Here is a 25,960-nt window from a genome sequence, read left to right as displayed (position 1 = left end):
AGCAACCCGTAAGGGTGGTAAGTGGTGGGAGTAGTTCACTTATAATAGTTATAGTCCAACTAAATGGTTTTATAATACTTTTGGCAATATCTGGGTATTTGTGCCCCTCGGAATTTTGCTTCCAATATTATCGACAAAGCTAAAAGAATCGCTTTTAATAATTGGTATCACTTTTTCATTCAGTTTAACGATTGAGATCATGCAATTTGTTCCTCAATTAGGTGTTTTTGACGTAGATGATCTTATATTAAATACATTAGGTGGATATTTAGGTTTCAGACTTTTAACTGTATTTAAGAAAAAAGCTTAGAGATCGATTATCCCTAAGCTTTTTAACGATTGCTAATTATGACAACGCCTTTAAATGAAACAAACGCGATTGATAATCCCCAGGATGCTCCTGCCCCCAATATTCATCAGCACGGTCAATGTAATTACCTGCTAGGATAATCCCGATATTCAGCAGTTCACTACCATAATACGTCGTTTCGCCATTTACTTCATACAATCTATCAGGATCTAGACCGGTTAATTTGACGCGGTTATATGCCTCATTCGGTTTTGCCAGTACTTTATAATAACCAACTAATGCTTCGGATTTTTCTTCATTTACCACCATCCATGTTGTTTCATTATTTTCAAATGGACTGGATAGTCGGTAAAATTCCCCATCTCTAATCAAGGCTCTTTTTTCTTTAAAGAAAGCAACTTGTTCTTTTACTTTTTGTTGCTCTGTTTCTGTCAGTTTCGTAATATCCAATTCATAACCAAAAGTACCAAAATAAGCGACAGCTGCACGAGTATCAAGCGAAGCAAGCCGTCCAACTTGGTGGTTGGGAATGGCGGAAACATGACTTCCGATTGCACTTAACGGATAGACCATTGATGTACCATATTGTATCTTCAAACGCTCGACTGCATCGGTATCATCACTTGTCCAAGTTTGTGGTGCGTAATATAACATACCCGGATCAAATCTGGCACCACCACCGGCACATGATTCAAAAAGGATTTCAGGATATTTCTTGATTAGACGTTCATATAAGTCATACACACCTAAAATATATCGATGGAACACTTCCCCTTGTTGATCAGCAGGTAGACTTTGGGAAAATGCTTCTGTAATGTGCCGGTTCATATCCCATTTGATATAGGAAATTTTGGATTTCGAAATAATCTTATCCATTAAATCAAAAATATAATCAACTACCTCACCACGAGTGAAGTCTAATACAAATTGGTTTCGACCATGTGAGGCTCTTCGTTCAGGTGTAGAGAGAATCCAGTCAGGGTGTTCTTCGAATAGTTTGGTATCTTTACACACCATTTCTGGTTCAAACCAAAGACCAAATTGCATGTCTAATGCTTCTACTTTTTCACTTAAGCCATCAATTCCATTTGGTAATTTTTCTTGATATTCAAACCAATCTCCAAGTGAACTTGTGTCATCATCGCGTTTTCCGAACCAGCCATCATCGAGAACAAATAATTCAATGCCCAAGTTGCGTGCTGTTTTGGCAATATCCAGTACTTTATCTTCATTAAAATCAAAATACGTTGCTTCCCAATTATTAATCAAGATAGGACGAACTTTATCACGCCAATGCCCTCTTACTAGTCGTTCGCGATACAGTTTGTGGAAGGTTTGACTCATGCCATTTAATCCTTGATCAGAGTAAACCATGACACACTCCGGGGTTTGGAAGCTTTCACTACTCGCTAATTTCCATTTAAAACGATAAGGATTAATTCCCATGTTAACGCGGCTAACATTATAAGTGTCTACTTCTACTTGAGCTAAGAAGTTTCCACTGTAAACGAGACTGAAACCGTAGACTTCCCCTTGATGCTCATTTGCGTCCAGTCGCTTTAATGCAAAAAATGGATTGAAAACATGGCTGCTTGCACCACGGTTTGAATAGATCGATTGTATCCCTTTCGATAACCGTTTTGTTTCCACATGTCCTTCTCTTGCCCAAGCTCCTTGTAAATGCACCATATCAAATTGGTCATCAGCTAAATCAACATTCATACTCATTGCCTGATCAAGATAATAAGTTTCTGTACCTTCATTAATGAATTTCGCGTTTCTGGTAATTACACTCCGATTTTGATAAATAGTATAAGAAAGAATTAATCGACATCGCAATACATCATCTACTAATTCGATTTCGAGAGTATCAGCTTCCTCCTCATTTTCTACATATGTAGCAGGTAAGTTCGCTAACGTCTTCTTTCCTTTTATGATGCGATAGCTATCATAAGTGAAGTTCGTAATATGACTGCCATCCTCTCTTAAAATTGCATGAGCAGGGTAGCGGAAGTCTGTTGATCCATAACTTGGATACTCCTGTTTAATATGTTCCATCGAGGAAGTATGATCACCTTCAAACATATTGGTTGATGGGCGAATTTCTCGTTCAATTAAGTGGGTGAATGATTCCCTATGATGAATTCGCTTACCAAAATATAAATGTTCAAGTTGGTGGCTTTTTTCTAATACACGGAAAATATAACTTACACTGTCGTTATATAGATGAAATTCTAATTGCTCCTGGTTCACTTGGATTGGCATGATATTTTTCCTCCCTTTTTTGCAAATAAGTTAACGTTTACTTATTATAATATATTAAATTCACAGGTTATTGTCAAAGTAGAATAGTAGAATAAGATAAATATCTAGACAATCAAAAGCAAAAAGTTTTAATATATTACTTAATGGATTAAGTTATGATCCGATATAAATATATAGGAGGGATTATGTGTCTAGCAAAAAAGGTATTTCCTTAGACTTTGAAAAGCGATTTGAAGAACAACAAGATATAAAAGGACGACTGTTTCGAACGTTACATGTCATGTACCGAGGCCACTATCTGAAATTATTTGTCTCATTTATTTTCTTTTTGTTAAAGCATTCACCGGTTTGGATTCTGCCGATTGTAACGGCGAACCTAATCAATTTTGCATCTGATCCAAGTAGTTATGACGTTCGTTATTTATGGATGAATATTATCGTATTAACCATTGTTATTATTCAAAATTTGCCGAGTCAAATTTTGCATATCAGTTTTATGAGTAAGGCGATTCGTCACGTAGAAGCTGGCTTGAGAAGTACGTTAATTCGAAAATTACAACATCTCTCCATTTCTTTTCACAGTGAATTAAGGTCTGGTAAGTTACAGGCAAAAGTGCTGCGTGACGTTGAAATGATCGAGATTATGTCCAAGCAAACGATGATGGGTGTCTTGCCAGCATTTATGAATGTAATTGTGGCAATTGCAGTAACGGCGAATAGAAGTTGGACCGTAACATCCTTCTTTTTGGTAGCGATACCGATTTCGATTTTGATTGTTTATTTTTTCCGTGGGAAGCTAACGAAACGAAACAGGGAATTCCGGGAACAAGTAGAAGAAATGTCTGGTCAAGTTGCGGAAACAGTAGAGATGATCCCAGTAACTCGAGCGCATGGCTTAGAAAAAGTAGAGATTAATAAAGTAGATTCTTTATTACACCATGTCCGTGGCAAAGGTTATCGTTTGGATATTACGGAGGCATTCTTTGGAGCGAGTAACTGGGTAGCATTTCAACTGTTTCAAGTTTTATGTTTACTTTTTACTGTTTACCTTGCTTATCAAGGACAAATACCGATTGGAGATGTCGTGTTATACCAGACATATTTCACGCAAATTTTAATGTCTATATCTGGCGTGATTAACATTTATCCTCAATTAGCAAAAGGCTTTGAGTCCGTTCATTCGATCTCAGAAATCCTTTTTGCGAAGGAAACACAAGAGTACCAAGGGAGGGCGAAGCTGAAGCAATTAGACGGTAAAGTAGACTTTGACCATGTTTATTTCAAATATCGCGATTCAGATAAACATGTATTAACAGACTTTCAGCTTGAAGTAAAACCTGGAGAAACGATTGCTTTCGTTGGGGAGTCGGGAGCAGGTAAATCTACTATTTTGAATCTAGTAACCGGGTTTTATCGGCCGAGTAATGGAAGGATCTTAATAGATGACGTCGTGATGGATGATTTAAGTATGAGAAGCTTCCGAAAGAAGATCGCAGTAGTGCCGCAAAACACGATTCTTTTCTCGGGATCGATCCGTGAAAATATCACGTATGGTTTAGCAGAAGTTACAGAAGAAGAGGTACAACAAGCGGTTCAAATGGCTAATTTGCAAGATATCATCGATGAATTACCAGATGGTTTGGAAACAAAAATCGGGGAACACGGTGATCGGATGTCAGGTGGCCAAAGGCAACGGATTGCCATTGCTAGAGCATTTATTCGTAAACCGCAAATGGTCATTTTGGATGAAGCAACGTCTGCATTAGATAACGTCTCAGAAAAATTAATTCAGGATGCTATGCAGGAATTAATTAAAGGGAAAACAACCTTTATCGTAGCGCATCGTTTATCAACGATCCGAGATGCAGACCGTATCGTCGTGATGAAAAATGGCCAATGCGTAGAAATGGGAACGTATGACGAGTTAGTAGAGAAACAAGGGGAATTCTATCAAATAAAAATGGCTTCAGAAGCAGTCCAGATTTCCTGACGCATCTGTGTTGCCTGTGAAGCCTTGATAAGTGTTGCTAACCATCAGTGAGTTGAATAATGAAACCTCGCTGATGGTAGGTTTTCTTTATAAGATGAAAGGGGATTCATATGAAAAGAAGATGGAAAAAGATATCTTTGCCGAAATGGAATCTAAAAAAAATACGTTGGAATCGTCATTTTCTGACAGATCGTAAAGTGGGACAAAAATATGGCTTATTGTTTACTGGTGTTTTAGTGTTATTTGTCCTCTCCTTATTGATTACGATTTTATCGATGAATGGAGTGCTAAAAGAATCTCGAGCAGTAGATGAAAAAAGTGATGCATCAATAGAAATAGTGGAGGCAGCTTCGATCTTTAAGCAAAAATCGATTATTATTTCTGATATTTTAACGGAGCAGCATCCAACCGCGACGGTTGAAGATTATCAGGCAGAAGGAGATGCATTTTTAACTTCTGTGGAAATGATTGAAGCAGAATTAGAAACAAATGAACAACAAAAAATATATGAGAAAGTGTTAGATTATAATGACCAAATGGATCAATTATTTTTTGATGAAATCATACCCAAAACTGCCGAATATCGAGACAACGGAGAAAGAGTAGACATTTTTGTTCAGACTGATTTACATAAAAAAACAACAACACTCCGCAATTATACGATCGATGAACTAATGGAGTTAAAGGAATTGATGTTGTCTGAACGAAGTGCCTTACAAGACAATATACAAAAACATTCCACCATCACCATGATTGTAGTGGTTGCACTTGTTGTATTTGTTTTAGTTAGTTCTATTGTTATTCTAGTAGTCGTAAATAAAAGAATGTCCACCAAGTTTGCAAGATTGGCGTTGTTTGCGAAACGATTAGGAGATGGTGATTTAACGGTTGAACGAATCGAAGTGGAAGGTAAAGATGAAATTGCAGTTATCCAAAATGCAATGAATCAAATGGCTGATCATTTGCAACGTTCGATTGTCCGATTATTAGAAACAACCGAAACAGTAACGAATATGTCGAAAGCCTTAAGAGAAAATGCGGAAGAAACAACGGATGTAAATACTCAGATCACTACTACAATGGTAGATATAGCGAATGGTAGTGAAGAGCAAGTTCAAACCGTTCAAAAATCGACAGAGATAATGGAAGAGATGAAAAAATCTTGGGCGGAAGTTACCACAACGATGCAAGAAGCGATTCGCTTAAGTAAGGAAACGAAACAGGAGATTGAGAATGGAACCCATGATGTAACAGATACGGTAGAGCAGATGGATATGGTTAAAAGGCAAGTGGACGAAATAGCAACCATTATTAACTCATTAAGTGAGCATTCTTCTAAGATTAGCAGTATTGTAGATATGATTCATTCTATTTCGTCGCAAACCAATTTATTAGCACTTAATGCGACGATAGAGGCTGCCAGAGCCGGTGAACATGGCAAAGGATTTGCTGTTGTTGCAGATGAAGTTCGTAAACTTGCCGAGCAAACGGCAGATGCCACGGAAAATATTCAGTCATTAATTGCTACTTCGATTGAAGATACTCATCAAGCAGTAGAAGTGATGGAAACGAGTACAGAATCGGTTAATCAAGGAGTAGAGAAAGTCAAAAAGGTAGGTACGGTATTTGACCACTTATCAGGATCGGTTCAAACGTTAAATAACCATAATAAGCAAGCTAGTCAAACGATTGACATAACAAATGACAAAATAGATCAAGTAAGTGAGGCAACTACTAATATTCAAGAAATCTCGGAAAAGTCAGCAGAAAGTATCGAGCAAATTGCGGCAGGTTCAGAACAACAAAATGCAGCCATGCAACAATTACTTGCTTCCTCGCAAGAATTAGCATCTATGGCGCATGAATTAGAAGAAACCTTTGCAAAATTTAAAGTTTAAATCAAAGCCGGTGAAAGATTTTGTTCTTTTGCTGGCTTTTTGAATGAGGTGAATCGAAGCTTAATTTAAGTAGTAAGTAATTGACAAACAACATTAAGTTAATTATTATTAATTTATTAAGTTAACGATAAACAAAAAGAGGGGGTTTCATTTATGAAAAAGCTGACAGACGAAATTCAACAACATTTAGAACAGAAAATCCTCCCGTTTTGGATGCAGTTGAAGGATGAGCAACATGGAGGTTTTTATGGGGAAGTAGACTATCATTTAGAAATTAATAAGCAAGCAGATAAGGGAGGGATTGCGACAGCAAGATTCCTCTGGACTTTTTCAGCTGCATATCGAGTTACTGGGAAAGAAGAATACTTAGAGCATGCTCATCATCTTTATCACTTTCTTCGTGACAAACTATATGATCAGGAACATCTAGGCATCTATTGGTTAGTGGATTATCAAGGACAACCGAAAGATACAAGAAAACATGTATACGCCCAATCATTTGCGATCTATGCATTAAGTGAATATTATCGAGTCACCAAATTAGAGGAAGCATTAGCTTTGGCAAATGAAATCTATCATTTAATTGAAGAGAAGGGCTATGACCAGCAAAACCGTGCTTATGGTGAAGAGTTCGATCAATGTTGGAATCCGGTATCAAACGAAATGTTAAGTGAAAATGGTGTTGTTGCAGAAATTACAATGAATACACATATTCATGTGTTGGAAGCGTATACCAATTTGTATAAAGCAAACCCTACGGATGCATTAAAACAAAGATTACTAGATTTATTAGAAGTGCATTATCAGAAGATTTATAACCAAGATACCAAATTTTTAGGCGTTTTTTTCGATAAGCAATGGAATTCATTAGTCAATATGAAATCATTTGGCCATGATATTGAAGCGAGCTGGTTGATGGATGAAACCATTAAAACAATAGGGATAAATGATAAAAGGTTTGATCAAATGGTGTTCGATATTGCGTATAACATTGCTGAATATGCAATGCAGGCAGATGGTTCATTAATCAACGAACAGGTTGATGACCATTATGATGAAACGAGAATTTGGTGGGTACAAGCAGAAGCAATGGTCGGCTATTTAAATGCATTTGAACATACACAAGATCCGAAATTTAAACAATTAATGGAGAATCTTTGGGACTATATTAAAAAACATATAGTCGATAATCGTGAAAATGGAGAATGGTATTGGTCGATAGAGCCTAATGGCAAGCCAACGGAAAGAGCAATCGGAGAACCGTGGAAAACATCTTACCATAATAGTAGATTTTGTTTAGAATTTATCGAAAGGGTGAAGCAGTCATGATTCATGAAAAATACTATCAGCTTTTGGAGGAACAAGAACGATTAATTCAACGTGAAAATCCAGAAAACAAGCAATTTTATAATGGTGTTTATACGAAATATCAATATCCGGTCATAACGAGACATCATGTGCCACTCCATTGGCGATTTGATTTGAATAAGGAAACGAATCCGTTCTATATGGAACGTTTAGGTGTTAATGCGACGTTTAATCCTGGTGCGATTTATCACGAAGGGAAATATTACATGGTAGTGAGGTTAGAAGGATTGGATCGTAAATCGATTTTTGCTTTAGCAGTAAGTGACAATGGTGTCGATCAATTCCGGTTTATTGATACTCCACTAGTTTGGGATGATATTGATCAAGAAGAAACTAATATGTATGATATGCGATTAGTGAAGCATGAAGATGGCTGGATTTATGGTATTTATTGTTCGGAGAGCAAGGATGCGGATGCAGGTGAATTTGACACATCCAGTGCAGTAGCACAAGCAGGTCTTGTTCGTACGAATGATCTCAAGAACTGGGAACGTTTGCCGAATATCAAGACGCCATCACCTCAACAACGAAATGTCGTATTACATCCTGAATTTGTTGATGGACAATATGCCTTCTATACTCGACCGCAAGACGGTTTTATTTCAACTGGCTCGGGCGGAGGAATTGCATTCGGATTAACAGAAGATATTACAAACCCAATTATTCAAGATGAACAAGTGATTCACGGCAAGAAGTATCATACGATTTATGAAGTCAAAAACGGACAAGGGCCTGCGCCGATTAAAACAGATAAAGGTTGGATTCATATTGCTCACGGTGTTCGTAACACTGCGGCTGGCTTGCGTTATGTTCTCTATACTTTTGCTACGAGTTTAGAAGATCCTACGAAACTCATTGCATTACCGGGTGGACATTTCATTGCACCATACGATGACGAGCGCACAGGTGATGTGTCTAATGTTATTTTCTGTAATGGTGCAGTCGTTAATGAAGAAAATGAAGTTTTTGTTTACTATGCATCTAGTGATACGAGAATTCATGTGGCTAAAACAACTGTAGACCAATTAGTAGATTACACGTTCCATACACCTGAAGACCCGTATCGGTCTCTAGAAAATGCACAACAACGTAAATCGTTAATCGAACAGAATGAAGCATTACTAAAAGGGTGACATCCTGGTTCACCCTTTTCTCTTCTTGTCGATTAGGGTAAAATAAACAAGAATTAAGTTAAATTATTAAGTAATTTTTCTTTAAAAATGTTATGATAGACGAAATGGGAAGTTAGAGTATGGGGTGAACAAAATGAAGTCGAATGTCACAATGAAAGATATTGCTGAAAAATTAAATGTGAGCAGTGTCACGGTTTCTAAAGCACTGAACGACAAAGAAGGCGTTAGTGAAGAATTAAAAGAAAAAATTAAAACGTTAGCGGATAAAATGGGATATCGATACAATACGATGGCGAAATCGATGAAAGATGGTAAGTCATATAATGTGTGTGTTATTATCCCTGAACGTTACACCGGAATGACACAATCTTTTTATTTAAAAGTATATCAAGCGATTGCACAGATTTTAGAAGACCGTGGTTATTACGGAATTATTCATATTTTACCTAATGAAGACGAAGATCAGTTAAAGTTGCCACGCATTTATCACGAGCGCAGAGTAGATGGCTTCATTATGCTTGGACAACCTAGCAAAGAGTATATAGAATTAATGCAAAGTGTTGAAATGCCTTTAGTTTTCCTCGATTTCTATGACGAGAATGATAATGTAGATGCAGTCATTACTGATAACTTTTATGGAGCTTATGAAATTACGAATTCATTAATTCAACAGGGGCACAAAGAAGTTGCCTATGTCGGCAATCTTTTTTCTACAAGTAGTATTCAGGACCGTTTTCTTGGATATTATAAGTCATTATTAGAGCATAAAATTCATTTGAAACAGGAATATGTCATTAGTGATCGGGATGAGCGGGGAGCTTTTATCGAAATGGATTTACCCGACCAAATGCCAACCGCTTTCGTTTGTAACTGTGACCAAGTAGCACATTTACTTATCGAAAGGTTAAATAAAGAAGGGTATCGGGTACCAGAAGATTGCTCGGTGGTCGGATTCGATAATGATATCTATGCCACACTGACAACGCCTCACCTAACAACCGTAGAAGTAGATATCGAAGAAATGGCTAAAAACACGGTTAAATTTATATGCGATAAAATGGATAATCCGGAAGTGAAATTCGGAAGAGTCGCAGTAAAAGGTAAAATTATTTACCGCGATTCAGTAAAAGCGATTAAATAAACAAACAAAACCAAGGTGACTGCCTTGGTTTTGTTTGCAAAGACATAAAGTTTGAGGGGATTATCCTCTCATAAAGTCAGGGGGACTAAGTGCGGACATTTGTTCCATTATTTGTGTCAAATGCGGCCTTTTTAGGCTTTCAGTGGACATCTATTCCGCTATTCATCGAAAATAGTGCTAATGGAGGCCGAAATGAAACAAATAAAGGGATTCAATGTCCGCTAACATCGATAAATAGCTGTTTTCCATTCAAATAAGGCACTAAATGTCCGTTCTCTAAATGCTCGTGGGATCTAGTGTGGTTAATGGTTTTTCTGTTGAAATGTAGACAAAGGATGATGAGGGATGAGTGGTTCCATTCAAAAAGTATTTCAGTTTTGTTATAAACTTTTTTTAATCAGTTTTTATTATTGGCTCTACTTGCTAAAAGGAGTCGTTATTTACAGTTTTATACCGGCAACTGCATCATTGCTGAAGACGAGTGAGCAATTTCTAATCCATGAAAATCCAGAAGATATCGGATTATTGTTTAAAGAAAATTATCAAAGCTATCAATCATATTATTTTGCTTCTTTCTTAAGTGTGATGTTTGTGATTTTAAGTTATACGGCCTTATTTTTTGCGAACAGATCTGACCATTCGTTTAGTCTTGCATTGGTGATAGTAATTGTCTACTTTATGATTCTATTTGTGATTAACTATACTTTTATATTGTATTATCTGACTAAGGGTATCAAAGCATGGAAAAAATTATTGGCGTTAGCTTTTGTTTCTTCCATTAAATATCCGTTAAGATCCATATATATATTGTTTATCGTAGCGATCTTGTCCTTTTTATTTACTTGGAACCTTGTTGCATTTATCGCTCTAGCTCCTTGTATATATGGTTGTGGTATCACAACGAGCTTTATCAAATTTTCGCCTCCGTTTTTAGAAAAATAGGATTAGAGAAAGATTATACCCTTGAGTTTTTTCTCAAGGGATTTTTTTGTACATCAATCAATATAACTTTAACGCTAAATTAATCATGTCTGCCTGTTGTTGTAAAACATTAGAAACCTACTATAGGTTGATATGATCGTAATAGGTTAAATTGAGTAATGGAACATGATAAAAATCACTTATAAAAAAGCAAAAAAAGTATTGACTAGCAAGCGTTTTCAGGTTATTATTAAGTTGTTATTAACTTAACGTTAACTTAACGAATTCGAGAAAGGGGTCAAAAAACATGAGTAAAAAGTTATTAGTGTTTTTTGCAAGTATGTTAATCGTTTTAGGTATCATTGCAGGATGCTCATCAGATAGTGAAGATACTAGCAATGACAATGGTGAAGACACAAGTTCTGACGCACCACTTTATGAAACCTGGAAAGATAAAGATCCAGAGGAAATTGAAGGAGACCTTACTGTCATCACGCACAGAACGGATATTGTAGATTCTGTCTACCAAGATTATAAAGAACAATTCAATGCAAAATATCCGAATGTAAATGTAGAGTTTGAAGCACTAACCGATTACGGTGGAGAAATTATGCCACGTATGAACACACAAGACTATGGGGATGTACAATACCTCCCAGTTGAGGTTCCAATTGCAGATATTCCAAACTTCTTTGAGCCAATTGGTAAATTAGACGAAATGGAAGATAGTTATCTAGGTGTAGAAGAACGTGCAGTTGATAACACCGTTTATGGTATTCCAATTGCCGTAACTTACACAGGCGTTATTTATAATAAAGCAGTATTTGAAGAAGCTGGTGTGGAAGGAATTCCAGCTACTCAAGAAGAGTTTATCGATGCTATGCAAAAAATTAAAGATAACACAGATGCGATTCCGCTTTATACAAACTATGCAGATGGTTGGCCGTTAACACAGTGGGAAGGTGCTGTGACGACAACTGCTGGAGATGTTGATTATTACAATGTGGACATGCTTGATGATCCTACTCCATTTGATGAAGGAGATCCACACTATGAACACTATAAATTAATGTATGATCTTGCTGAGCAAGGTTTAATTGAAGAAGATCCATTAACAACAGATTGGGAATCTTCTAAAGTAAGAATGAATAATGGTGAAATTGGAGCAATGGTATTAGGTTCTTGGGCGCTTGAGCAAGTTCAAGGTGCTGGAGAAAATGCGGATGACATTGCGATTATGCCGTATCCATCTGATGCAGAAGAAACTATTTTCTCTTTAGGTGCTGATTTAAATATTTCTATTAACAAACATAGTGAAAATAAAGAAGCAGCTTTTGCTTGGGTTGATTGGTTTATTCATGAATCAGGTTATTCTGTAGAACAAGCTGGCGGTATTAGTGCATCTAAGGATGTGCCATTACCAGAAGCTTTAGCAGCAGGTGAAGAAGAAGGTTGGCAATTCTCAATGTTAACACCTTCTCCGGACGGCAAAAAAGGTTTATTGGATGAGATTGACAAAGAATCAGAAGTTGGTCTTTGGTTAGAGCCTCGAAAACAAATTCTTATCGAAGCAGCAATTGGTAACCGTGACGATTCATTTGATGATTTAATGAACAAATGGAATGAAGATTGGTCTGCTGCTTATGAAAAAGTTGTAAACGAATAATAGATGAAAGTGGTCACTATTCACCCAGTAGTGGTGAATAGTGTTCCTTTTCAACATCAATCTATTTCTACTGCCATAATAGATTAATAGAGAGAAATGTGAAAATTAAATGAAATGTTGGAAGTATGCAAATTGCTTCCAGTTTCATTTAGTTTTTACCAGGAGGTGCGACAATCAGATGTTTTCCAAATTATCCTATAGAACGCAACGAATCATTATAATTGTTTCCTTTTTAATTGTACCACTTACATTACTAGCTACTTTTTCCTTTTTACCTGTTGCCAATATGTTCTGGTACAGTGTGACTGACTGGAATGGCTATAGTGACAAAGAATTTGTAGGCTTGGAAAATTACATTACCGTATTTACAGATCCAGAGTATTTCCGAGTATTTGGTGTCAGTTTGTACTATTTCTTTGCAACATTCGTACAAATGGCGATTGCATTGTACTTTGCAACGATATTAAGCTTTAGAGTTCGATTTAAAAACTTTTTTAAAGGGGTTATTTTCTTCCCTTATCTTCTTAATGGGGTAGCAATCGGGTTTATGTTCTTATTTTTCTTCAGACCAGATGGTGCCTTAGATACGGTCTTGCAGATGGTTGGACTAGGGGACTTCGCCATGCATTGGCTAGGTAATCCGGATATTATCAATATATCTTTAGCTGGTACATCGATCTGGCGATACATGGGCTTTAACTTCATTATTTTCTTAGGTGCGATCTCATCTATCTCTGGAGAAATTTATGAAGCAGCTGAAATTGATGGTGCGAACCGCTGGCAACAATTCCGCTACATTATTATGCCAAGTATCCGTATCATTATTTCTTTAAATCTAGTATTAGCAATCAGTGGTGCTTTAAGTGCATTTGAAATTCCATATATCATGACTGGTGGAGCAAATGGAAGTGCGACATTTGTCATTCAAACAGTAGACACAGCGTTTAAATATGGAAAAATTGGTCTAGCATCAGCGATGGCAGTTATTCTCTTGTTTATCGTCATTATTGTAACTGTCCTACAAAAACGATTCTTTTCGGAGGAGGATTAAGATGAAAGCGAAATATGCGGCGGGAAGCATTTTAAAGTATGGGTCATTAATTTTAGGAGTAATTGCTGCAATATTACCTATCTTAGTTGTTTTTTTTGCCTCTTTTAAGACAGGTGCAGAATATACAACAACTGGTCCACTAACTCCTCCGAGTGACTGGACGAATTTCGAAAACTTTAAACGTGCCTTTGTAGAAGGAAACATGTTAAACGGTTTTAAGAATACCGTTATTATACTCGTGATCTCGATTATTGGTACCACACTTATTGGATCAATGGTTGCCTTCGTGTTGAATCGTTTTAAGTTCAGAGGAAGTAAATTAATTTTGGGTGCTTTCTTACTAGCGACATTAATCCCAGGGGTAACAACACAAGTAGCAACATTCCAAATCGTAAATGCACTAGGTTTATTTAATACGATGTGGGCAGCGATCATACTTTACTTAGGTACGGACATTATCGCTATCTATATATTCTTGCAATTTATGAATTCAATCTCGGTATCACTAGACGAATCAGCGATGCTGGATGGGGCATCTTATTTTACCATTTATACGAAAATCATTTTACCGTTACTAAAACCTGCAATTGTTACGGTGATTATCGTAAGAGGTATTTTCGTATATAACGATTTCTATACACCATTCTTATACATGCCGAAGACAGAGTTGCATGTTATTTCAACAGCACTGTTTAAATTCCAGGGGCCATACGGGTCAGAGTGGGAAGTTATCTGTGCTGGGATCATGCTTGCCATTATTCCAACATTTCTTGCATTTATTTCCTTGCAAAAACATATCTATAATGGCTTAACATCAGGATCAGTAAAATAACGGAGGTATTTATGGAGTATATTAAAGGTTTCACGTTTGGCTGGGGAGCGAAACGTGGAGATTTTACCAAACCAGAAGCAAAACAATCTTTACGATTAATGAAAGAACGAACAGCAAGTAATTATGTTATTTTTGCTTTAGCTGCCAAACAAGAAACAGCCTTTTCTACCGATGTGATCTATCAAGGAGAACATATGGTAACAGATGAAGAACTAAAAGATATGGTTGATTATGCACGAAGCATAGGTTTAAAAGTTATGATCAAGCCTACCGTCAATCCTGCTGATGGGATTTGGCGGGCCCATATTAATTTCTTTGACATTGATGTACCATGTGAACCGAAATGGAGCGATTGGTTTAAAAGTTATACAGATTATCAACTGCATTATGCCAAAATAGCAGAAGAAAAAGAAGCTGAAATGTTTATTGTTGGCTGTGAAATGGTGCAGACCGAGCGTCGTGAAAAAGAATGGCGCAACTTAGTCAGAGATGTACGTGAAGTATATTCCGGTTTGATTACCTATAACACAGATAAATACCAGGAAGCGAATGTAACATGGTGGGATGAAGTAGATGTTATTTCTTCCAGTGGCTATTATCCGTTAGGGGACTGGGATAATCAGTTAGATCGAATAGAGCAGATTATCAAACCTTTCAATAAACCGTTTTTCTTTGCGGAGGCAGGTTGCCCGAGCAGATCCGGTTCCGCACAAATCCCTAATGATTGGGGACTAGCAGGTGCGATTAACCAAGAGGAGCAAAAAGCCTTTTATCAAGATATGTTTGAAAAAACAGCAAAACGTGATTGGGTGAAAGGTTTCGGTCTTTGGGACTGGAAAGCAATTCTTTATCCAGAATCTCAAGCGGATCAGGACGATGACTATGCCGTTTATGGAAAAGCGGCAGAAAAGGTGATAAAAAACTTCTATCAATCGATGTAAAACAACAGAAGTCGTGCTATCAGATAGTACGGCTTCTTCTATAAATAGGGTGGTGTAATGATGCTAAAGGTTAATTTTAACGACAATTGGACAATGAAGGATTTACAAACAGAGAAAGAATATCATGTCAGATTGCCTGCTTCTGTAATGAATACTTTATTAGACGCGCATGAAATAGCGGACCCTTTTTACCGTGATAATGAAGAGCAGGCATTAGAAGTGGCGAATAAGGATTATCTATTTTATAAAAGATTTGAAGTAGATCAGACATTATTTGCACATGAGAAGGTTACGATTACTTTTCATGGCATCGATACTATTGCAGAAATTACAATAAATGGACAAAAATTAGCAACTACAGAAAATATGCACCGTATTTATGAATGGAATGTGAAAGAACTGTTAGTGGAGGGGGAAAATGAGATCCGCGTCACGCTATTCTCCCCGTTAAAATATATTGAGGAAAAACAAAGAAAGAATCGCTTAGCTGGTGTTGATCATGCTGTAGATGGGTATCAGCATTTACGTAAAGCACACAGTATGTACGGCTGGGACTGGGGTCCGAAAATACCCGATTTAGGTTTGTGGCGAGATGTCGAACTAAAAGCATGGAACGACAATCGATTAGAGGATATTCATATTCATCAAATTCACAATAATAATCAAGTACAGGTAAGGGTGGATGTAACAGTAGAAAATCAAATGGACAGCTGTGAGACAACCGTATTGTTAAAAGATCCTGCTGGTCAAGTGGTAAGTAAGGATGTTGGAAAAGATTCCTTTCTATTTGAAATGGATGACCCACAACTATGGTGGCCTGCCGGATATGGTGAGCAATCATTATATACGTTGGAGGTTTCACTCAACAAGGATGGCGAGCAAATTGATAGCCTGACAAAAAGTATCGGACTAAGAACGATTGAAGTAAAACATGAACCAGATGAGTGGGGAAAATCATTTACGTTTATTATAAATGGTTATCCGATTTTTATGAAAGGTGCTAACTATATTCCAGAAGATAATTTATTGCCACGAACATCGAAAGAGCGAACAGAACGTTTGATTCAAGATTCAGTGGCTGCCAACTTTAACATGATTCGTGTCTGGGGTGGGGGACATTACCCAGAAGATTATTTCTATGATTTATGTGACAGGTACGGCATTATTGTTTGGCAGGATTTTATGTTTGCGTGTAGTGTTTATCGTTTAACAGAACAGTTTGAACAAAGTGTGCGGCAAGAGGCAATCGATCAAGTCAAGCGGATTCGTCATCATGCTTGTCTAGGAATATGGTGCGGAAATAATGAAGTCGAGGAAGCCATGGAGCATTGGGGTTGGCCGAAGAAAGCGGACTGGCGCCGTGATTATATCAAATTATTCGAAATCATTTTACCTGATATTGTTGCGGAATATGATTCGCAAACCTTTTATTGGTCCTCGTCACCATCATCAGGTGGAGGTTTTGATAAACCGCGTGATCCGAATATTGGAGATGTTCACTATTGGGAAGTGTGGCATGGTCAGAAACCATTTACAGACTATCGAAACTATTATTTCCGTTTTTGTTCTGAATTTGGTTTTCAGTCATTCCCATCAATGAAAACAATAGAAAGTTTCACCAAACCGGAAGATCGCAATATTTTCTCAAGAGTAATGGAACAACATCAGAAAAATGATGCTGCAAATGGTATGATTCTTTATTATTTATCTGAAAACTTCCTTTATCCGAAAAACTTTGATGCACTGCTTTACACTTCCCAACTGTTACAAGCGGAAGCAATTAAATACGGTGTCGAGCATTGGAGACGAAATTTAGGCAGATGTATGGGATCACTATATTGGCAATTAAATGATTGTTGGCCGGTAGCTTCATGGTCCAGTGTTGATTATTACGGTCGTTGGAAAGCATTACATTATTACGCTAAAAAATTCTATGATCCTATCCTTCTATCGATAGAAGAAGGGGAAAAAGATGCTTCCATCTATGTTACTAATGATCATTTAGAAGCTATTGTTGGCCGTATTGAATGGAAACTACGTGATAATCAATCACGAGTTATTCGGGAAGGTTGGAAAGAAGTGAAGGTCGATGGTTTATCGGCGAAAGCTTGTCAATACTTAGATTTTTCGGATGAGATTAATGAAACTACGAAATATCAAACTTATTTAGAAGCAACTCTCTATATAGATGGTGAGGCTTATAGTTATACGACTGTTATTTTTACTAAGCCAAAGCATTTTGACTTCTTAAATCCACAATTGAACTTCCAAGTGGAGGAAGGGAATCAGCAATTTACTATTCAAGTAAGTGCAAAAGCGTACACGAAATACGTAGAAATACAATTAGAACAGGACGCCGTATTATCAGATAATTTCTTTGATTTGTCACCAGATGAGCCGAAAAACGTGACAATAGCTAAAAACAGGCTTCCGAAGTCAGTTACAAAGGCTGCATTAGAAAGAACACTCAGCATAAGAAGTGTTTACCATATTACACATTGAGGATGAGTAACATGCAGGAAATTTTTATTAAAGGTATGACATATGGTTGGAATACGACAAGAGGGGCTTATCAGACAGAAGCTGCTGTTGATTCCTTAACAAAACTAAAAGCTACAGGCAGTGAATGGATTGCGTTATCATTTTTTGCCTTGCAAGATACGTATCATTCCACAGATATTCATTTTGATTACGGCCATACGATGACAGATCGTGATATCATATTTGCGGTAAAACAGGCCAAATCATTAGGTTTGAAAGTTTGCTTGAAACCGGTTGTGAATTGTCGTGACGCTATATGGAGAGCGCGAATTGGTTTTCCAGAGGAAGCTGAAAGTGACTGGAATCAATGGTTCAAATCTTACACTAATTTCTTATTACATTATGCAGAACTAGCAGAAGAGCTTGAGTGTGAAATGTTCTGTATTGGCTGTGAAATGATAAACACAGAACATCAAGTTGACAGATGGCGACTCGTGATTGAACAGGTTCGACGTCTGTATAATGGACCGATTATATATAATGCGAATCATGGAAAAGAAGAAGGTGTCGAATGGTTTGATGCCGTTGATTTTATCGGGACAAGTGCTTATTATCCAGTAGCAGACAAGCCTGGTGATTCGGTAGAAAATATGGTGAAAAAGTGGGAACAAATAAGTGTTAAGCTAGAAAAACTTTCTCAACAATACAACAAACAGATCATTTTCATGGAAATCGGTTGTCGCAGTGCATTAGGTTGTGCCACCATGCCTTGGGATTTTGAGCATACACATTTACCTTTCGACGAAGATGAACAGGCAAACTTTTATGAGTCTGTCTTTCAAGTATTTTGGGATAAACCGTGGTTCGCAGGATTCTTCTGGTGGGACTGGAAAACTACAATGTATCCTTTAGAAGATGCCAAAAAAGATCTCGATTTTGATATTTACGGTAAAAGAGCAGAGTATATTGTAAAAAAATGGTATAATAAAGAAAAGACACTCGTTAGTAAACCGTAAGGAGAATGGTAATGGAACTAGGAAAACGAATAGTTTTTATCGGTGACAGTATAACGGAATGGGGAAGATATGAGGATTCAGAAGGAATTGGCACTGGTTATGTAAGACTACTACATGATTATTTGCGTGTAAGTGCACCTGAGAAGAATTTTGAGATATTTAACAGGGGTGTTGGTGGCGATCGGATTATCGATATGAAACAACGATGGCAACAGGATGTTATTGATTTAACGCCTGACGTTGTGTCGATCTCGATTGGGATTAATGATGTTTGGCGTCAATTAGATCATCCGGGGATGGAACAAGTATCACCGGAAGTATTTGAAGCGACCTATCGTCAGCTGTTAGATCAAGTAAAATCATGTCAATTAATTTTAATGGAACCAACTGTTATTGAAGAAAATCTCCAGTCAGAAGGAAATCAATTACTTAAAAAGTATGTGGAGATCGTCAACCAATTAGCTAATGAATACCAGGCCGTATTAGTCCCTACACATAGAGCATTTGTCCAGTATTTAGCGAAAAATAGCAGATACGAACTGACAACAGATGGTGTTCATATGAATAGTGCCGGAAATATGTTGATGGCAAAAACGTGGATCGAAGCGGTAGAAAAACGAACAGAGTAGTAAGAGAAAGTAGTTCCGTTTGGAGTATATCCAAAATGGGCTACTTTTTTGCGTTAGTGTATTATTTATTAGATGAGTGCAATCAGTATGTTGCAAAGATGGTGGACATCATATACGCTTGAAAACATCAACCCTAGAAGTAATATCGATAGGAGTGTTTAAAGTGGCGGAACTAATTGTACCCATGAGTATGAATACGGTAGAACAGTGTATCGAATTATATAGAAATGTTTTTAACAATGAACCATGGAATGAGACGTGGACAGTTGAAGATGCTAAAGAAAGACTGATAGATTTAGTGAAAACACCTAAATTTCTGGGCTTTCTATTATATGAAAAGGACGATTTAGTCGGGTTCATTGCTGGAAACAGTAAACAGTCAGATAAAGGGTTAACTTTTTATATAGCTGAATTATGTGTTCATAATCAAGTCCAAGGCAAAGGTTATGGATCTAGATTACTTCAATATTTAGAGAATGAATTAAAGGAAAGAAATATTCAAAGTCTTTATCTATTAACAGCCAAGGGCGGAGCTGCAGAAGCCTTTTATATAAAAAATAATTTTGTGGAAAATCAGGAAAGAGTCGTTATCAAGAAGAATTTGTGATGGAAATATCATAAAAAAACGTTTGCAATTTTCATACAATTATATAATAATATAACTAATCGACGTTTTGAGTCTTTTAAGTAAACGATAACTTAAATGTGTGGTATAATGAAACCGGTATCCTAAATTAGAGGAGGGCGATTATGCCATACATAGCAAATCAAGAACGCTATCAACGAATGACTTACAACCGTTGTGGTGATAGTGGCTTACTACTTCCAGCTATATCATTGGGCTTGTATCGTAATTTTGGTGAAGACACTCCATATCAAAGAGCAAAAGACATTCTTCTAACTGCTTTTGATAATGGTATTACTCATTTTGATTTAGCAAACAATTATGGTGAGCCAAATGGAAGTGCTGAAACATTATTTGGCCAAATTTTACGAAAAGAGTTAGCAACATATCGTGATGAAATGATTATCGCGACAAAAGCAGGTTATGATATGTGGCCTGGACCATATGGTGACGGCGGTTCAAGGAAATATATGCTCGCTAGCCTGGATCAGAGTTTACATAGGTTGGGCTTAGATTATGTAGATATTTATTACTCACATCGTTATGATCCTGATACTCCTTTAGAGGAAACAGTCTCGGCGTTAGACACTGCTGTCAAACAAGGTAAAGCCTTATATGCCGGTGTTTCTAATTATCCAGCTGACATTATGGAGGAGGTCATTGCTTTATTCAAGCAATACCGAACGCCGTTTGTTGTACATCAAGTCCAATATTCGATGTTTTTGAGAGAACCGGAGAAGCGTTTATTTCCTTTATTAGAAAAGGAAGGCCTTGGAGCAATTGTTTATCAACCGTTATTTCAGGGACTTTTAAGTACCAAATATCAAGATGGGATTCCAGAAGATTCCCGGATCGCTCAAAACGTGGACTCGATTTCTAGTGATCAGATTACACACGACCGAATAGCAAAAGTACAACAATTAAAAGAAATAGCAGATAACAGAGGTCAATCTGTTCCACAGTTGGCAATTGCTTGGGTGTTAAAAAGGAAATCGGTTTCTTCAGCGTTAATTGGTGTTCGAAATGTTGAGCAACTCATTGAAAATATGAAAACAGTAGAAAATCTATCATTCACCAATGAAGAAGGCCAAGCGATTAACAGTATATTAACTTAGCATAAAGGGGGAACACCGATGCACATAGATATGCCACTCGAGGAATTAGAAAACTATCATGGCACCAATCCGAAACCGGAAGATTTTGATGCCTACTGGAAGCGAGCTTTAGAAGAATTGGCGCAGTATTCATTAGCTTATGACTTGGAGGAAGCGGATATTACGCCCGATTTTGCAAACTGCTATCATTTATATTTTTCAGGGGTTGGAGGAGCACGGGTTCACGCTAAATTAGTTAAACCTAAGCATCCAACAGGCCAAGCGATTGCTATCTTTCATGGTTATTCAGTAGATAGTGGTGATTGGCTTGATAAATTAGCATATGCAGCGCAAGGAATTACTGTCCTAGCATTAGATTGTCGGGGGCAAGGAGGCTTATCAGAGGATACCCTCCAAACGAAGGGCCCTACATTAAGAGGTCATATTATTAGAGGATTAGAAGATAGCAATCCTGACCAACTGTATTATCGGCACGTATTTCTTGATACCGTACAGACAGTTAGGATTTTACAATCGATAGAAGGAGTAGATAAAAACCGCATCGGTGTCTATGGGCAATCACAGGGTGGGGCACTGGCTACTGCTTGTGCAGCACTGGAGCCGACGGTTAAACATTTATATGCAGTCTATCCTTTTCTATCTGATTATGAACGAGCATGGAATATGGATGTACAAAACAGTGCTTATGAGGAAATTGCTTATTTTTTCCGGTGCTTTGATCCAACACACAAGCGGCATCAAGAAATTTTTAAGAAATTAGGATATATTGATATTCAACATTTAGCAGACCGAATTCAAGCATCTGTACAATGGGTAACAGCTATGAGGGATCACATTTGTCCACCATCTACACAGTTTGCCGCATATAACAAAATTCGTTCTGACAAACAGATGACACTTTATCATGAGTATGGGCATGAACATTTACCACATCATGCTGATCAAGCTTTTCAACAATTTTTAACTAGATTATAGATATTTGGAGGGGTATAACAATGGCAATTATTCAATTTCCGAAAGATATGCAATGGGGTACAGCTACAGCATCTTACCAAATCGAAGGTGCAGCGGATAAAGGAGGTCGAGGTGTTTCGATTTGGGATACGTTTTCAAAAACACCTGGCAACGTCGTAAATGGGGATAATGGAGATGTAGCTTGTGACAGCTATCACCGTTATGAAGAAGACGTAGAGTTAATGAAAGACCTTGGCATTGATGTTTATCGTTTTTCGGTAGCATGGCCGAGAATTTTTCCTAATGGTACAGGTGAAGTGAACCAAGAAGGATTAGACTATTATCACCGTTTAGTTGATAAATTATTAGAAAATGGGATTGAGCCAATGTGTACGCTCTATCACTGGGATTTGCCACAAGCATTACAGGATAAAGGTGGCTGGGGTAATCGTGAAACGATTGATGCATTTGTAGGTTATGCAGAACTAATGTTTCAAGAGTTTTCTGGAAAAATCAAAAAATGGCTAACATTAAATGAGCCATGGTGTATCTCCTTTTTATCCAACTTCATCGGGGTTCATGCACCAGGTAATCAAGATCTGCAATTAGCAACGCAAATTTCACACCACTTACTGGTAGCCCATGGAAAAACCGTACAGAAATTCCGTGAGCTTGGAAATGATGGCGAAATTGGCTTTGCGCCGAATACGACATGGCTAGAGCCTTATAGTAATCGTCAAGAAGATATTGATGCATGTAATCGTGAAATCGGTTGGTATATCGAATGGTTTATGGATCCAGTATTTAAAGGAACTTATCCAGACTTTATGGTCGATTGGTTTAAGAAAAAAGGTGTCGAATTAGACATAGAGGATGGCGATATGGAAACGATCAATCAACCAGTAGATTTCCTTGGTATTAACTATTACACTGGTCATATTGCCCGTTATAAGGAAAATGAAGGATTGCTCGATTGGGAAATGGTTGAAATGAATTATGATCGCACTGATATCGGCTGGCCAATCTTCCCAGAAGGGTTTTATAACGTTTTGATGCGTATTAAGAATAGCTATGGTGACATTCCCATTTATATTACGGAAAATGGTTCATGTTATAACGATGAACCTGAGAATGGTAGTGTAAAAGACTCTGGGCGTATTAATTATCTACAGCAACATTTAACAGCACTGAGTCGTGCAATCGCATCAGGTGTTAATGTGAAAGGTTATATTACCTGGTCACTTATGGATAACTTTGAGTGGGCGGAAGGCTATACGATGCGTTTCGGTATTGTACACGTCAACTACCGCACATTAGAACGTACCAAGAAAGACAGTTTTTATTGGTATAAACAAACCATCGCAAATAATTGGTTTGAGAATTAAAAGGGTAAGGGCTTCCTTCAATGGAGGTCCTTTTTAATTACATCAGAGTAAGGCAATCCCACATCACTTTACAAGATATGATATTATTTATGTATAAAGTGAACTATGTACAGGGTGTTAGCGTCTGTTCCCTCCACTTAGCTTCCTTGTGTTACTTGAAGCTTGAAGTGGGATTTTACAGTTGTGACAATTTATCAGAGGAGGATCTAGCTTGGATATCAAGCACCTACAATATTTTTTAGAAGTAAGTAAAACTGAAAATTTTACCCAAGCAGCAGAAAACCTATATATTACCCAGCCAGCACTTAGTCGAATTGTAAAAACGTTAGAAAGTGACTTAGGTGTTGCTTTATTTCACCGTTCAAGAAAGAAAATTACACTTACAGATGCTGGGAAAGTACTGCATAAACATGCAACAAAAATTGCAGATCAAATAATAGAAATGGAGCAGGAAATCGATCAAATACGGACATTAAAAACTGGTCATGTACGTATTGGCTTACCAACTGTCGTTAATTCCTTCTTTTTTTCTCAGTTAATTACTGATTTTCATCAACGTTATCCTGGTGTTACGTTTCATTTAGAAGAAAATGGATCAAAGGTGATTGAAGATAAGGTGTTAGATGGGGAACTGGATTGTGGTGTTGTAGTCCTGAATGATCATCTTACGGCAGACTATTATACCTTTGTCGAAGATAATTTAAATCTAGTCGTCTCTAGTCAACACGCATTAGCAAATTTAAAACAAATCAAAGTACAAGATTTACAAGAAGAGTCATTTATAATGTTTAACCAAGATTTCGAGTCAAGAAATATTATCATCCAAGCATGTAAGAAAGCTGGCTTTGAACCAAAGATTGTTTCCGAAACATCACAAATTGACTTTTTAGAGGAAATGGTAGCAACGAATTTAGGTGTTACGCTTTTACCAGATAGTACAAGTCAATCATTTACGAAGAATATCAATAGGATCCCCGTTGTTAACCCGGCCATTCCTTGGAACCTTGCGTTTATTTGGAAAAAAGATGCCTATCTATCACAAATTAATAAACATTTTATTGCTTTTACGAAAGAGAAACTAGTACAGCAAAAAGAGAATTGAACCTGTCCTTAGGGGCAGGTTATTTTTGTGCTATCAGTTAGTATAAGACGGACAATTAAGACCAATCATTCTTTATGCCAAAATTCTAAAAATGATTATATTCCATTTCTAACCGTTTTCATACATTTTTGTTATCTTGAGCATACTAGATCGGAATTGTACTTTAGTGGCTTTCGGGAATTATAATTTAGTAGTACGGGAGAAAAAAGAGAAAAGTAGCAGGGGTGACAATATGGAAACAAAGAAAATGAGAGAAACACGCGTTGTCCAGACTGACCAAGTTTTGATTAACGATTTAAATAATTATCATTCACTTTTTGGTGGTGTGTTAATGAAAAAAATGGACGGATGTGCGACACTTTCGGCAAGAAGACATTCACGAATTAAAGAGTGTGTTACTGCATCAACAGATTCTGTTCATTTTATTGCTCCTATTCGTCAGTCAGATTCTGTTTGTATCGAGTCTTTTGTGACATATACAGGTACAAGTTCAATGGAAATTTTCTGTAAGGTAATTGCCGAGGATTTAGATACAGGAGAGAGACGTTTTGCGGCAACAGCATTCTTTACATTTGTTGCTATCGGGCTTGACAAAAAACCAGTGCCAGTTCCAAAAGTAGAACCGGAAACAGATGAAGAGAAATATTTATATGAAACAAGTAGTGAACGAGTGAAAATTAGAGATATGAAGAGACAACAAAATAAAGAGTTAATTTCGAATATATCATTAGAAAAACCATGGGATTAAGGAGAGGGATTATGCTTATTTCAGCAAGTAAACAGCATTTACAAGATATTCAAGTTGCGATTGAACAGTTAAAAGCAGAAGATCCAGATCAATTTGAACAATTCAAAAATATTATAACACTGACACGTCAGTTACAATACAGTTTTCAATATTTAGGCTGTCTGATTATGGATGAAGACCCAAGTGGTTTTTTACCAAAAGTGCAGGATAGCTATGTATTGTCAATTTATGAAAGAGAAATAGAAAAATTAAAAGAGGAACATTCTCTGGATAAAGTAAAACAAATTTTAGCAACCTATAAAGAAGTTAGCTATGATCATATCTGTAAATTATTATTAGGTAAAGAAATTGAAATGTTAATTGGACCAATGGTTATAAGATAAAGAAAA

The 25,960-nt window shown here is 37.0% G+C and carries 22 protein-coding genes and 1 pseudogene; 22 read left to right on the top strand and 1 reads right to left on the bottom strand.

From position 1 onward, the window contains the following. Window positions 1-73: 73 nt before the first annotated feature. Window positions 74-310: pseudogene (locus GH715_RS04270) on the top strand (VanZ family protein); the annotation flags it as partial. A gap of 36 nt (window positions 311-346) precedes the next feature. Here the strand turns inward: GH715_RS04270 and GH715_RS04265 are convergent. Next, window positions 347-2,575: an alpha-galactosidase gene (locus GH715_RS04265; protein ID WP_153834389.1), complete on the bottom strand. Its 2,229-nt coding sequence runs from the start codon at window positions 2,573-2,575 to the stop codon at window positions 347-349. A 187-nt stretch (window positions 2,576-2,762) separates the two neighbouring features. Here GH715_RS04265 and GH715_RS04260 point away from each other — a divergent pair, with 187 nt between their 5' ends. From GH715_RS04260 to GH715_RS04160, 21 genes are all read left to right on the top strand, one after another. Then, the gene (locus GH715_RS04260; protein WP_163578450.1) at window positions 2,763-4,565 is read left to right on the top strand and encodes an ABC transporter ATP-binding protein; all 1,803 of its coding nucleotides are present in this window, start codon (window positions 2,763-2,765) and stop codon (window positions 4,563-4,565) included. Between the two features lie 110 nt (window positions 4,566-4,675). Next, window positions 4,676-6,463, top strand: coding sequence for a methyl-accepting chemotaxis protein (locus GH715_RS04255; RefSeq protein WP_153834388.1), 1,788 nt, complete (start codon window positions 4,676-4,678; stop codon window positions 6,461-6,463). A 153-nt stretch (window positions 6,464-6,616) separates the two neighbouring features. After that, window positions 6,617-7,792 (top strand): AGE family epimerase/isomerase, encoded by a 1,176-nt coding sequence (locus tag GH715_RS04250; RefSeq protein ID WP_153834387.1) that lies wholly within the window; start codon window positions 6,617-6,619, stop codon window positions 7,790-7,792. Continuing rightward, a complete protein-coding gene (locus tag GH715_RS04245) occupies window positions 7,789-8,964 on the top strand; it encodes a glycoside hydrolase family 130 protein (protein ID WP_153834386.1) in 1,176 nt (391 codons plus the stop codon). Before GH715_RS04250 ends, GH715_RS04245 begins: the two co-directional genes overlap by 4 nt. Window positions 8,965-9,097: 133 nt before the next feature. Then, the gene (locus GH715_RS04240) at window positions 9,098-10,105 is read left to right on the top strand and encodes a LacI family DNA-binding transcriptional regulator (RefSeq protein WP_018931189.1); all 1,008 of its coding nucleotides are present in this window, start codon (window positions 9,098-9,100) and stop codon (window positions 10,103-10,105) included. Between the two features lie 89 nt (window positions 10,106-10,194). Next, window positions 10,195-10,362 carry a hypothetical protein gene (locus GH715_RS04235; RefSeq protein ID WP_153834385.1) on the top strand — a complete coding sequence of 56 codons (168 nt, stop codon included), beginning with the start codon at window positions 10,195-10,197 and terminating at the stop codon, window positions 10,360-10,362. 88 nt (window positions 10,363-10,450) lie between these two features. Next, window positions 10,451-11,047 (top strand): hypothetical protein, encoded by a 597-nt coding sequence (locus GH715_RS04230; RefSeq protein WP_018931188.1) that lies wholly within the window; start codon window positions 10,451-10,453, stop codon window positions 11,045-11,047. A gap of 286 nt (window positions 11,048-11,333) precedes the next feature. Then, on the top strand, window positions 11,334-12,692 hold the full coding sequence (locus tag GH715_RS04225; RefSeq protein ID WP_153834384.1) for an ABC transporter substrate-binding protein: 1,359 nt from the start codon (window positions 11,334-11,336) through the stop codon (window positions 12,690-12,692). A gap of 178 nt (window positions 12,693-12,870) precedes the next feature. Further along, a complete protein-coding gene (locus GH715_RS04220; protein WP_153834383.1) occupies window positions 12,871-13,743 on the top strand; it encodes a carbohydrate ABC transporter permease in 873 nt (290 codons plus the stop codon). Window position 13,744: 1 nt separating this feature from the next. Beyond that, complete coding sequence (locus tag GH715_RS04215) at window positions 13,745-14,575, top strand: carbohydrate ABC transporter permease (RefSeq protein WP_153834382.1); 831 nt, start codon at window positions 13,745-13,747, stop codon at window positions 14,573-14,575. 11 nt (window positions 14,576-14,586) lie between these two features. Further along, window positions 14,587-15,516, top strand: a complete 930-nt coding sequence (locus GH715_RS04210) for a glycoside hydrolase family 113 (protein WP_153834381.1) — start codon at window positions 14,587-14,589, stop codon at window positions 15,514-15,516. Between the two features lie 60 nt (window positions 15,517-15,576). Continuing rightward, window positions 15,577-18,018, top strand: a complete 2,442-nt coding sequence (locus tag GH715_RS04205) for a beta-mannosidase (RefSeq protein ID WP_153834380.1) — start codon at window positions 15,577-15,579, stop codon at window positions 18,016-18,018. 11 nt (window positions 18,019-18,029) lie between these two features. After that, complete coding sequence (locus GH715_RS04200) at window positions 18,030-19,013, top strand: glycoside hydrolase family 113 (RefSeq protein ID WP_194928253.1); 984 nt, start codon at window positions 18,030-18,032, stop codon at window positions 19,011-19,013. 11 nt (window positions 19,014-19,024) lie between these two features. Then, the gene (locus GH715_RS04195) at window positions 19,025-19,642 is read left to right on the top strand and encodes an SGNH/GDSL hydrolase family protein (RefSeq protein WP_153834379.1); all 618 of its coding nucleotides are present in this window, start codon (window positions 19,025-19,027) and stop codon (window positions 19,640-19,642) included. Between the two features lie 163 nt (window positions 19,643-19,805). Beyond that, on the top strand, window positions 19,806-20,249 hold the full coding sequence (locus GH715_RS04190) for a GNAT family N-acetyltransferase (RefSeq protein ID WP_163578449.1): 444 nt from the start codon (window positions 19,806-19,808) through the stop codon (window positions 20,247-20,249). A gap of 143 nt (window positions 20,250-20,392) precedes the next feature. Then, window positions 20,393-21,382 (top strand): aldo/keto reductase, encoded by a 990-nt coding sequence (locus tag GH715_RS04185; protein ID WP_153834378.1) that lies wholly within the window; start codon window positions 20,393-20,395, stop codon window positions 21,380-21,382. Between the two features lie 18 nt (window positions 21,383-21,400). After that, window positions 21,401-22,357 carry an acetylxylan esterase gene (locus GH715_RS04180; RefSeq protein WP_018931178.1) on the top strand — a complete coding sequence of 319 codons (957 nt, stop codon included), beginning with the start codon at window positions 21,401-21,403 and terminating at the stop codon, window positions 22,355-22,357. A gap of 20 nt (window positions 22,358-22,377) precedes the next feature. After that, window positions 22,378-23,721 carry a GH1 family beta-glucosidase gene (locus GH715_RS04175; RefSeq protein WP_018931177.1) on the top strand — a complete coding sequence of 448 codons (1,344 nt, stop codon included), beginning with the start codon at window positions 22,378-22,380 and terminating at the stop codon, window positions 23,719-23,721. 211 nt (window positions 23,722-23,932) lie between these two features. Further along, entirely contained in the window at window positions 23,933-24,823 is an 891-nt protein-coding gene (locus tag GH715_RS04170) for a LysR family transcriptional regulator (RefSeq protein ID WP_153834377.1), read from the top strand. Window positions 24,824-25,055: 232 nt separating this feature from the next. Further along, window positions 25,056-25,571 carry an acyl-CoA thioesterase gene (locus GH715_RS04165; RefSeq protein ID WP_018931175.1) on the top strand — a complete coding sequence of 172 codons (516 nt, stop codon included), beginning with the start codon at window positions 25,056-25,058 and terminating at the stop codon, window positions 25,569-25,571. 11 nt (window positions 25,572-25,582) lie between these two features. Further along, window positions 25,583-25,954 (top strand): hypothetical protein, encoded by a 372-nt coding sequence (locus GH715_RS04160; protein ID WP_018931174.1) that lies wholly within the window; start codon window positions 25,583-25,585, stop codon window positions 25,952-25,954. Window positions 25,955-25,960 lie beyond the last annotated feature (6 nt).

It is taken from the genome of Gracilibacillus thailandensis, from assembly GCF_010994055.1.
In the GTDB taxonomy this organism is placed as follows: domain Bacteria; phylum Bacillota; class Bacilli; order Bacillales; family Amphibacillaceae; genus Gracilibacillus; species Gracilibacillus lacisalsi.
This window is presented reverse-complemented; position numbering and strand designations above follow the sequence as displayed.